This window comes from Mycobacterium attenuatum (genome assembly GCF_900566085.1).
GTDB lineage: Bacteria > Actinomycetota > Actinomycetes > Mycobacteriales > Mycobacteriaceae > Mycobacterium > Mycobacterium attenuatum.
On the sequence record NZ_UPHT01000018.1, the window covers coordinates 1 to 10,830 of the forward strand.

General features: G+C 63.7%; 5 protein-coding genes. All 5 read right to left on the bottom strand.

Annotation, left to right across the window (positions count from 1 at the left end; genetic code table 11):
* Positions 1-1,142 (bottom strand): HNH endonuclease signature motif containing protein (locus EET13_RS02790; RefSeq protein ID WP_136623091.1); only part of this gene is annotated, 1,142 nt, incomplete at its 3' end.
* 377 nt (positions 1,143-1,519) lie between these two features.
* On the bottom strand, positions 1,520-7,288 hold the full coding sequence (locus tag EET13_RS02795) for a PPE family protein (protein ID WP_122440863.1): 5,769 nt from the start codon (positions 7,286-7,288) through the stop codon (positions 1,520-1,522).
* 169 nt (positions 7,289-7,457) lie between these two features.
* Complete coding sequence (locus tag EET13_RS02800; RefSeq protein WP_122440864.1) at positions 7,458-8,348, bottom strand: aldose 1-epimerase; 891 nt, start codon at positions 8,346-8,348, stop codon at positions 7,458-7,460.
* Between the two features lie 80 nt (positions 8,349-8,428).
* A complete protein-coding gene (locus tag EET13_RS02805; RefSeq protein ID WP_122440865.1) occupies positions 8,429-9,607 on the bottom strand; it encodes an FAD-binding oxidoreductase in 1,179 nt (392 codons plus the stop codon).
* 145 nt (positions 9,608-9,752) lie between these two features.
* Complete coding sequence (locus tag EET13_RS02810) at positions 9,753-10,400, bottom strand: GAP family protein (protein ID WP_122440866.1); 648 nt, start codon at positions 10,398-10,400, stop codon at positions 9,753-9,755.
* Positions 10,401-10,830: the final 430 nt, after the last annotated feature.

A 10,830-nucleotide genomic window follows, 5' to 3' on the forward strand; every position in this document is an offset into this window, starting at 1 on the left:
GGTGGGCGCGCCAGCGATCCGGGGTGCAGTAATCGGCCGGCGGTGTCGGTGACGGTGAGAGCCTCGGCGGGTCCGGTGATGGTGATGACGCCGCGGTGGTGCAGCCGGTGGTGGTACGGGCAGACCAGCACCAGGTTGGCCAGCTCGGTGGGGCCGCCGTTTTCCCAGTGCTGCAGGTGGTGGGAGTGCAGACCGCGGGTGGCCCCGCAGCCGGGAACCGCGCAGCTGGGCTGGCGGTGCTCGAGGGCGCGGCGTAGCCGCCGGCTGATCAGCCGGGTGGTTCGGCCGGCGCCGAGGAGCTGGCCGTGGCGTTGCAACCAGACTTCACCGGTGGCATCACAGCTCAGGTATTGGCGTTCGGCGTCGGACAGCAGCGGACCCCGATGCAGCGCGGCGGCGCGTTGTTCGACGTCGAGGTGTAGCACCACGGTGGTGTGCTGCCCGTGGGGGCGGCGGGTGGCCTCGGCGTCCCAGCCGGCCTCGACCAGCCGCAGAAACGCCTCGAGGGTGCCCGGCATCGGCGGCCGCTGATCTGAAGCACCCTGGCCGTTGCCGTGGTCGTGTTTCCACTCGGTGATCAGCGCATCACGATGCGAGGCCAAGGCGGCGTCGAACTTCGCCGCCTCGGGGTGCGCCAGGGTGATCCGCCAACAGCTGAACTTTTCGTCGCAGGTCTTGGTGATCGAGGGCGGCGGCTGCGGCCGCGGATCGGGGTCAGGTCGCGGTTCAAGCTTGACCGCGGTGCGCAGCTGGTTGACCGTGGCCACCCGCGCCAACTGCGCGTAGTGCTCATCGGATCCCACACCGGCCCGGGCGGCGATGACGCCAATCTGATCCAGCGACAGCCAGCCCTCTTTCATGCCCGCCGCGCAGCGCGGAAACTCCGCCCGCCGGTGCGCCACCGTGGCGATCGTGTGAGCGTTGACCGCCGAGCAGCCCAGCTTCCAGGCCACCAACGCCGCCACCGACCGCGCCCCCGTCATCCCACACAACTCGTCGCGATCGATCTCGGCCACGATCTCCGCAATGCGCCCATCGATCGCGTTGCGCTGACCGGCCAACTCCGCCAACTCCTCAAACAGCACCTCCAAACGCCCGGCCGGACTGACCACCACGGCGTCAGACGATGCACTCGAAGACATGACCTCATCATCGCAGCCACCACCGACAACTCCCGGCCGCCCAATCCGGCCCGGGGTGTACGTCATCATTGGCCACGCGGGACGGCCTGATTGGCCACCATACGTGCCCACCGCAGCCATCAAAACGGGCATTTACGCTCCATCATGGCCCCACTACGGTGCTCGACCGCACGCGATCCACGTCGCGGAAACCACACGACCCACGCCGCCGGTCGCTCCGAAGACGATCTTCACCACGCCCACATGGGCCACCAGGGGAGCCCCGGCCCCGAACCCGCAGATCCCAGCAGCCCAAAACCGAAAAACAACAGGTCAATCCGCTGCGAATACCGCAAACCCCGAATCGTGGGCCAACTCAGCGTGAGCTAGCGCCACGGTCACGGCAGCCTGACGTCGTGGAAGAAGCCGGAGACCTGGGTGCCCAGGTTTGCGACGCCGGATACGAAGGCCTGTGTCGCGAGACCCACAGCGCTGGTGTTGAAGACGCCCGAGATGGTGTTGCCCTCGTTCAGCAGGCCCGATTCCTGCGTGCCGTAGTTGAAGTAGCCCGAGTTTTCCAGTCCGCCGGCGTTCCAGATGCCCGAATGGTTGGTACCGGTGTTGATGATCCCCGATAGACCGTCGCCGGAGTTGAAGAACCCGGACGACGTGCCACTGCCAAAGTTGAAGAAGCCCGATGACGGACTCGTCGTGGAATTGAAGAATCCCGGCCCCTGGACGAAGTCGAAACCGAACGTGTACGGACCCGCCGTGCCACCGCCGGACTTTCCGAATGTTGTGTGAACGATGTCGTCGAGCTGAATTGGGGTGGAAAGCACATGCTCTGGAATCGTCCAGGGGCCGATATCACCGTCATAGACGGTGATATTTATGCCGGGCCATTGGTGCAAAACGACCTTGATCCGAATCTTTGAAATGGTGAACGCGTCCTGGCTCATTTCGTTGATGGTGCCTTGGATGGGTAGTTCGACGAGGCCATGCACGTCGCCGTGATACGGGAATTCGGGAATGGTGACTTTGTAGGACAGTTGAACCAGGCCCTGGTAGTCTCCTCTCCAGAGGAAGCCGTTGTTGTAGTTGCCCGAGTTGAAGGCGCCGGTGTTGACGTCACCGGTGTTGCCGACGCCGGTGTTGTAGTCGCCGCCGTTGAAGTAGCCGGTGTTGTACATACCCGAATTGAAGCTGCCCGAGTTGTGGTCTGCGCTGTTGAAGCTGCCCGTATTCGTTTCGCCGGTGTTGTAGCAGCCGGTGTTGTAGTTGCCGGAATTGGCGATCCCGGTGTTGACGGTGCCGGAGTTGAACCATCCGGTGTTGGTGCTGCCGGAGTTGCCGACGCCGGTGTTGTAGTTGCCGGAGTTGCCGATGCCCCAGTTTCCGGTGCCGGAGTTGCCGATGCCGATGTTGTTAGTGCCGGAATTGAACAATCCAATGTTGCCGCTGCCGGAGTTCCAGGCGCCGAAGCCGCGCTGGCTATCGCCACTGAGACCGATTCCGATATTGCCGTTGCCGGTGTTACCGAAGCCGATGTTGTTGTCTCCGGTGTTGCCCCAGCCGAAGTTGTGGCTTCCGGTGTTGCTCATCCCGATGTTGTGCAACCCCGCGGTCAGCGAGCTACCGACGTTTCCGAACCCGATGTTGCCGGTGCCGATGTTGCCGCTGCCGACATTGGCGTCGCCGACGTTGCCGCTGCCGACGTTGTGGTCGCCGATATTGCCGCTGCCGAAGTTGAAGCTGCCGACATTTCCGCTGCCGATGTTGTCGCTGCCGATGTCGGCGCTGCCGAAATTCATGATGCCGTGGTCGGCCAGGCCGACGTTGAACACCGTGCTCGTTCCGTCGCGGAACAATCCCGCCAGGTCGGTGCCGACGTTTTGCAATCCGGAAACGTGGGCCGGGGTGGACAGGTCCACCGAGCTGGCGTTGAGCCAGCCCGACACGGTGTTGCCCAGGTTCGCCAGGCCCGACAACGCCGAACCCCAGTTCTTGATCCCCGAGTTTCCGAAGCTTCCGAACGACATGTTCTGCCAGCCCGAATTGTTCGCACCGATATTGAAGAAGCCCGATGAGCTGCCCGTGCCGGCATTGAAGAAACCCGACGACGGCAGCACGGTGGAGTTGAAATGGCCCGGGCTGGCCGGGATGTCGATGAGCGGAATATAGATGGGGCCGACGCTGCCGTTGCCGCCGATGTCGACCACCGGCGAACCATTGGAGCCGCCGAAATGCAGGTTCACCGCGGGGCTGGCGATGCTGAAAGAGATGGCTGATATCGAGATCGGTCCAACCGTGCCTTCGACCTTGCCGCCCAGATGGTCGTCGAGTCCGCTGAAGGGAATCGTCGGAATAGTGAATGCGTCGACGTTGGCCGGTGTGATGGTGGCGGTTACCGGGATATCGCCGAACACCGAAAAGTCGAAGTACCCAGTGATTTCGGAAACGGTGATGGTGTAGTTGAGCCCGTAGAGGCCTTGGGAGTTGCCGCGCCACAGTAGGCCGTTGTCCATGTTGCCGGTGATGAAGGCGCCGGTGTCGAGGGTGCCGGCGTTGGCGATGCCGGTGCTGTAGGTGCCGGTGTTGAACCAGCCGGTGTTGTGGTCGCCGGGGTTGGCGATGCCGGTGTTGGTGGTGCCGGTGTTGTGCCAGCCGCTGTTGTAGCTGCCGGCGTTGGCCACGCCGGTGTTGAGTGCCCCGGAGTTGAACCATCCGGTGTTGGTGGTGCCGGTGTTGGCGATGCCGGTGTTGTAGCTACCGGAGTTTCCGATGCCGAAGTTGGCGGTGCCGGAATTGAAAAAGCCGACGTTGTTGCTGCCGGAATTGAACAAGCCGACGTTGTCGGTGCCGGAGTTCCAGCCTCCGAACCCGACCTGATGATCCCCGCTGAGCCCGATACCGATATTGCCGCTGCCGGTATTGGCCAAGCCGATATTGCCCACCCCGATGTTGGCCCAGCCCAGATTGTGGCTGCCGGTGTTGGCGATCCCGATGTTGTCCAGCCCCGAGACCACCGCGGTGGCAGTATTGGCGAAGCCGATGTTGGCGCTGCCGATATTGGCGCTGCCCAGATTGTGCCCGCCGATGTTGGCGCTGCCCAGGTTGAAGTCGCCGACATTGCCGCTGCCGATGTTGAAACTGCCCAGGTTGCCCCAGCCCACATTGAGCTGACCCACATTGCCCAGCCCGGCGTTAAACAGTGTGCCCGACGCGCTGTGCAACACCCCCGACAGTTCGGTGCCGCTGTTGGCCATCCCGGACACATTGGCCATACTGGCCAGATCGACGGTGCTGGTGTTGTACCAACCCGAGACCGCGTTACCCAGATTGGCCACCCCCGACTGCAACGCACCCACATTGCGCCACCCCGAATTCCCCAACAACCCCGTCGAGAAATTTTGCCACCCCGAATTGTTGGCCCCGAAATTACCGAACCCCGACGAGCCACCTGACCCACTATTGAAAAACCCCGACGACGGACCACTCGTCGAATTCCCAAAACCCGGTGCGGCCACAATATTGACGATAGGGATGGTCCGGCCTTCGAGGGCGCCGTGGATAGATATCTGAATGGCGGTATTCTGGCTACCGGTCGTGAGAGTCACATGCGGAATGGAGATCGAAGACGTCGGAATGGTCATGGGGCCGAGATAGAAATTTCCGAATAGTGTCTTGGGGTAATAAAAGCCCGGAATAGTGTATGTCTCGCCACCGAAGTGATAAGTCTCATGGATCGGAATGCGGATATCGGCGTCTATGGGTACGGTGGGAGTGTTGATATTCAGGTTGATGGCGATCTGGCCCTGGTTGTCGGCCGAGATGAAGAAGCCGTTATTGAAATTTCCGGTGTTGAAAGCGCCGGTGTTGATGCTTCCGGTATTGAACCAGCCGGTGTTGTAGTCGCCGGGGTTGTACCAGCCGGTGTTGTAGTCGCCGGGGTTGTACCATCCCGTGTTGAAGTCGCCGCTATTGGCGACGCCGCTGTTGTAGTCGCCCGTATCGGCCAAACCCGTGTTGACCATGCCGGCGTTGAACAGGCCCGTGTTGTAGCCGCCCGCGTTACCGATACCGGTATTGCCGGTGCCCGGGTTTCCGATCCCCCAGTTGCCGCTGCCCGTGTTGCCGATCCCGACGTTGCCGGTGCCGGAGTTGAACAGTCCGATGTTGTTGGAGCCCGAGTTGAACAAGCCGCTGTTGCCGCTGCCCGAGTTCAGCGCACCGAGTCCGACTTGGCCGGTACCAGTGAGCCCGATGCCGATATTGTTGTTGCCGGTATTGGCGAAGCCGACATTGTTGTCACCGCTATTGGCGAAACCGTAGTTGCTGTTGCCCGCGTTCCAGAAGCCAACGTTGAATTCGCCGAGGTTTGCCGGACCGACGTTGTAGCTGCCCAGGTTCGCCGACCCGATGTTGTAGCTGCCCAGGTTGCCGAAGCCGACGTCGAAAAACCCGTGATTACCGCCGCCCAGGTTGGCGTCGCCGACATTGCCGCCGCCGAAGTTGAAGCTGCCGAGGTTGGCGTTGCCGAAATTCAGCCGACCGCTGTTGGCGAAGCCGACATTGAAGTTCGAGGGCCCATCAAAGAAACCCGACATGTGGTTGCCGGTGTTGATGGCACCGGAGATAAGCGCCGTCGTGCTGAGGTTTAGCGTGCTCGTGTTGAAGAGCCCCGATATCGTGTTGCCCGTATTCACCAGCCCCGACAGCAGGGCTCCGTAGTTGCCGGTTCCGGTGTTGCCGTGGCTTCCGATCGAGGAGTTGAAGACGCCCGAATTGTTGGCGCCGGAGTTGAAGAATCCGGATGCGCTGCCGGTGCCGGAATTGAAAAAGCCTGACGACGGGATGCTCGTCGTGTTGCCGATACCGGGGCCGCCGCCCTGGTAATCGCCCCGCCAGAAGAGGCCGTTGCTGTAACTGCCCGAGATGAAGGCCCCGGTATCAACGTTGCCCGCGTTGGCGATGCCGGTGTTGTAGTTGCCGTAGTTCAGCCAACCAGTGTTGTAGTCACCGACGTTGAAGGCGCCCGTGTTGAAGCTGCCCGAGTTCCAGCTGCCGCTGTTGTTGCCGCCTGAGTTGGCGATACCCGTATTGACGACGCCGGAGTTGAAGAAGCCGGTGTTGACGTCGCCGGAATTTCCGATACCCGTGTTGTAGCCGTTACCCGAGTTCCCGATGCCCCAGTTGCCGCTGCCCGAATTCCCGATCCCCACGTTACCGGTGCCCGAGTTGAAGAAGCCGACGTTGCCGGTGCCCGAGTTCATACCACCGAAACCCCAGCGGTTGTCCCCGTTGAGCCCGATTCCGCGGTTCCCGGTGCCGGTGTTGCCGAACCCGATATTGTTGTCACCGGTATTGCCGATACCGATGTTGCCGTTTCCTGTATTTCCGAAGCCGATGTTGCGAAGCGCCGCTGTCAACATCGGACCAGAATTTCCGAAGCCAATGTTGTTGGTGCCGGTATTGCCGCTGCCGATATTGCTGCTGCCGGTATTTCCCGACCCGAGGTTGAAATCGCCGATATTGGCGTTGCCGACGTTGCCCCGGCCAACGTTCGCCAAGCCGACGTTGCGAAAGGGAACCACAATGTCTTGGGCGGCCGCCGTTGCAGCATTGACGGTGGCCGGGTTAACCAGGCCCGCCAGTGTCGGCGGGAAGGGCGTCAGCGTTGACAAGGCCGTCGACGCCTCGGCGTGGTAGTCGAACATCGCGGCCACGTCCCGGGCCCACATCTGCTCGTACTGGGTCTCAGCGTCGGCGATCGCGGTCGCATTTTGCCCGAACAGGTTCGAAAACACCAGCGACACAAGCTGAGTCCGGTTGGCCGAAATGATCGCCGGATGCACCGTGGCCGCCAGCGCCGCCTCGAAGGCGGCCGCGGTCAACCGCGCCCGCAGCGCCGCTTGCTCAGCCTGGTTTGCCGCCGCATTCAACCAGCCCAGATAGGGGACGGCCGCATCGGCCATCGCCGCCGAGGCCTGGCCCTGCCAGAAGGAGCCTGCCAGCCCCGAGGTCACCAAAGAAAATGACGTCGCAGCCGAACCCAGCTCTGCAGCCAGACCGTCCCAGGCTGCCGCCGCGTTGAGCATCGGACTCAGCCCCGCGCCCAGATACATACGTGCGGAGTTGATCTCCGGGGGCAAGACCGCGAAATTCATCAGCTCTCCTGGCTGGAACCGTCGGTCGCCGTCACAGAGGCAGGCAATCCCGTCGCATCCCTCGGGTCCGTGAGTCTCCTAGCGTAACGATTATTCGAAAGTGCGCGGCCGGACCGTATTTGTTTGGGAGAAAAAAAATTCAGAGCTTGCGCGGGTGAGCGGCGCCGGTTCACACCCGGATCGAAAACTGGCCGACCGCCGGTTCACCAGGGCGGGCCACCCGATAACCGCCGCGGCGCAACGCATCCGTCGGCGCGGCCATCGGCTCGAAACACACCACGTCCTCACCCGGGGGCGCGAAGATTTGCGCCGCCGGGTAGCCGCGTTCGAAACACACCGCCAAGCGGCGGCCGCCACCGGAGACCGCGAAGACCGACCCATCGTCGACCTGGTCGTAGCCGTCGTCCAGGCTGTCCTCACGCAATCGCCGTGACATCGCCGGCTGCTCGGCCGTCTCGCCGGTGGGCAGTCCGCGCCCGTCGAGATACAGACGGCGCAGTTTCGGCGTCTCGATGGTCCACTCGCCGCGGGCGACGTCCGGGATGTGCAGGTAGGGGTGGTAGCCGAAGCACAGCGGCACCGCTCGGTCCCCGGTCGCGGTGACGGTGGTGCGTACCGTCAACGTGCGCTCGGCCAGCCGCACCGACATTGCAAGCACATGCGGATACGGGAAGCTGGCCAGCAATGTCGGGTCGGCGCCGAAGTCCAGTTCGGCGGTCAGTTCGTTCGCCGATTCGGTCGTCAGCCGCCAGCCGGGATATGCGGCCAGGACACCGTGGATCGGCAACCCGGCCGGGTCGGCGCGAACTCCGTTAGCGCCGGGAGTCAGCGTCACCGTCGCGTCTTCGGCGGTATAGGTGTTGGCGCCCAGCCGATTTGCCCACGGATACAGAATCGGGATTCCCATCGTTTTGCCCGCGGAAATGTAGGCGTCCAGACCTTTTCGTTGACCGAGCAGTTGGACCCCGCCGTCGGTCAGCGCGCTGCCGATCATTCCGGCCTCGGGCACCAATTGCGCTGCCACCGATGAGGACGGGTCGCGCAGGGTGATGACGTGCACTCCGTCAGCCTAGTTGGCCGGTCCGGCCGGATCGGCGGCTCTGGGTGGCGGTGTGGCCCGTAGGCGGCGCGGCGGGCGCCCTACTGCGACAGCGGGTCGTGCTGAATACGTTGCGGTGGTGCGCCTTTGGCGATGAGGGCGGCCTTGGTGGCGCGGACCATGTGTGGGCCGCCGCAGATCAGGATCTGCCGGTCGCTCCAGCCGCCGTACTTGGTGACCACGTCGGCCAGCCGGCCGGTCTGGCGCACGTGCAGGCCGCGGGGCGGCGATACGTCGGGGTAGTCGGCGGCCCAGGACGGGTCGCGGGGATACTCCGACACCGGCGAGACGGACAGCCACGGATTGTGCGCGGCAATCTGCCACAGCATGGGCAGGTCGTAGAGCTCGCAGGAATAGCGAGCTCCGAAAAACAGGTGGACCCGCGGGTTTTCCGCAAATCGGCTGAGGTCCAGAATCAGTGCTCGCAGCGGCGCCAGGCCGGTGCTTCCGGCGACCATGAGCACGTCGCCGCCGTCGCGGTCCACGTGAAAGTCGCCGTGCGGGCTCGACAGTCGCCACCGGTCACCCGGCCGGGTCTCGTTGACGATGGCGTTACTCACCAGGCCGCCGGGCACCCCGCGGACGTGAAACTCGATCCGGCCGTCGGGGTCGGCGGGGATGGCGGGGCTGAGGTATCGCCAGCGGCGGGGGCACTGCGGGACATGGACGTTGACGTATTGGCCGGGGTGGTAGTCCAGCGGCTGGTCTAGACGCAGGCGGACGACCGCGAGGTCACGCGACACCCGGGCGTGTTCGACCACCGTTCCGTTCCACCACGCGGGCCCCTGCTCGGCGTCAGCGGCGCCGCTCATCACCCCGGTGATCAGGTTGAGCGATTGGTCGGCGGCCCGCTCGACGGTGTCGGTCCAGGTTCGCCGGCTCGCATGGCCTAAATATCCACGTAACGTTTGATACAGCGCGCGGCGCAAGGTGTCGTACTGGGTTGGCAGCACGCCGTATTTGCGGTGGTCGCGGCCCAGCTGGGCCAGAAAGGCCACCGGTTCTTCGGCGCGCTGCTCGACGAGTTCGCCGTATACCCAGTGCAGCGCATGCGCGAATGCTGCTCGTTGACGGTCCATTTCGGGCGGAAACAGGTCGCGCACCGAAAAATCGAGAGCAAACCAATTGATGTAGAACTGGCGGACGAGTTCGCTGGGGCCCTCCGGTGGCGCGAATGCGTCGCGCAACACCCGCAAAGCGTCTCGGTCCTCGAGGCCCACGGACCCCGATTCTAGGCCCGTCCCGGCAGGGCTGAGACCACGATCGCATTCGTCACTCGCGCTCCGGAGACGTCGAGCACAGCAGCGGGGCGTTGACTGCGCTGTGGCTGACCGACGACGTGGACCGGCTTGGCCCGACGGCGTCCTAGAGGGCGTGAATCCCCTTGTACAGCACCAGCAATCCGATCACCACCAAGATGGCTGCCACCAGCGCCGTGTTGTGGCGTTCCATCCAGTTCTTAAGGCGCTCCAGCGGAGCATCGAGACGTTCACCGGCCATCATGTAGGCCAGCACCGGCACCCCGACCGACGATCCGGCCACGGCGACGAAGAGCGCGCCGGAAATCACAGTGCCGGTGTTGCCCAACGCGTCAGTGCCGATCGCCAAACCCGCTGCCGCACAAATGAACAACACTTTGGGATTCAACACGGTCAGTGCCGCTCCGGTCAGCACCGCTCTTCTCGGGGTGACCGAAGTCAGCGTTCGCATCCAGGCTGGGATGTGGTCGTGGCCGCGGCGAGTCAGCCAACGGATGACACCGAACACGACGAGTGCAATTCCGACGGCGATCCGCAACCACGACGCCCAGGCGGGTGGTGCCTGCCGCAGGCCGCCCAGCAGGTTGGAGATGCTGATGGACAACGTGGTCAGCCCGGCCAGCCCGGCCAACCAACCGGCGAGGTAGGCGAGACCGCTCTCCCGCGGATGCGGCGCGTGCAAGACGAGCACGCCGGGGATGATCGACAGCGGCGAAACGGTGATCACCAGCGCCAGCGGCAGCACTTCGATCATCTACCGATTCCGTCCCTCGACCACCCGAGAACGGTAGCCGAAGGGGTGCAAAGGCCGCGCGGCGGAAACCCGCGCTGGCACCGGCGGCTGCGGCGGGAGCCGGCAACCTAGAGCGACGACATAGCCGGAGTTGGCCGAGCCGTTCGCTCGGCTCGTCGAGCGCTGCAGCAGGGATGGTCTCGCGCACGTCGGCCCGCCCACGCACTTCGACAAGTCCGCGCTTTCATTCGGTCCACTCGCTAGGCCTCGAAAGGCTCGTCAGCTGGGCATATTCCCGCATCTGCGACATGTCGACCGGCGATCAGCGGGCGTGCTTAGAATTGAGCGGAACAGACTCAACCTCTACGGCGTTGCACAACCCGACAAGGATTTGCGATACCTACCCTCCCGAACTAGCTCCCGAACTACCCCCCGAAATACCCCCCCGAAC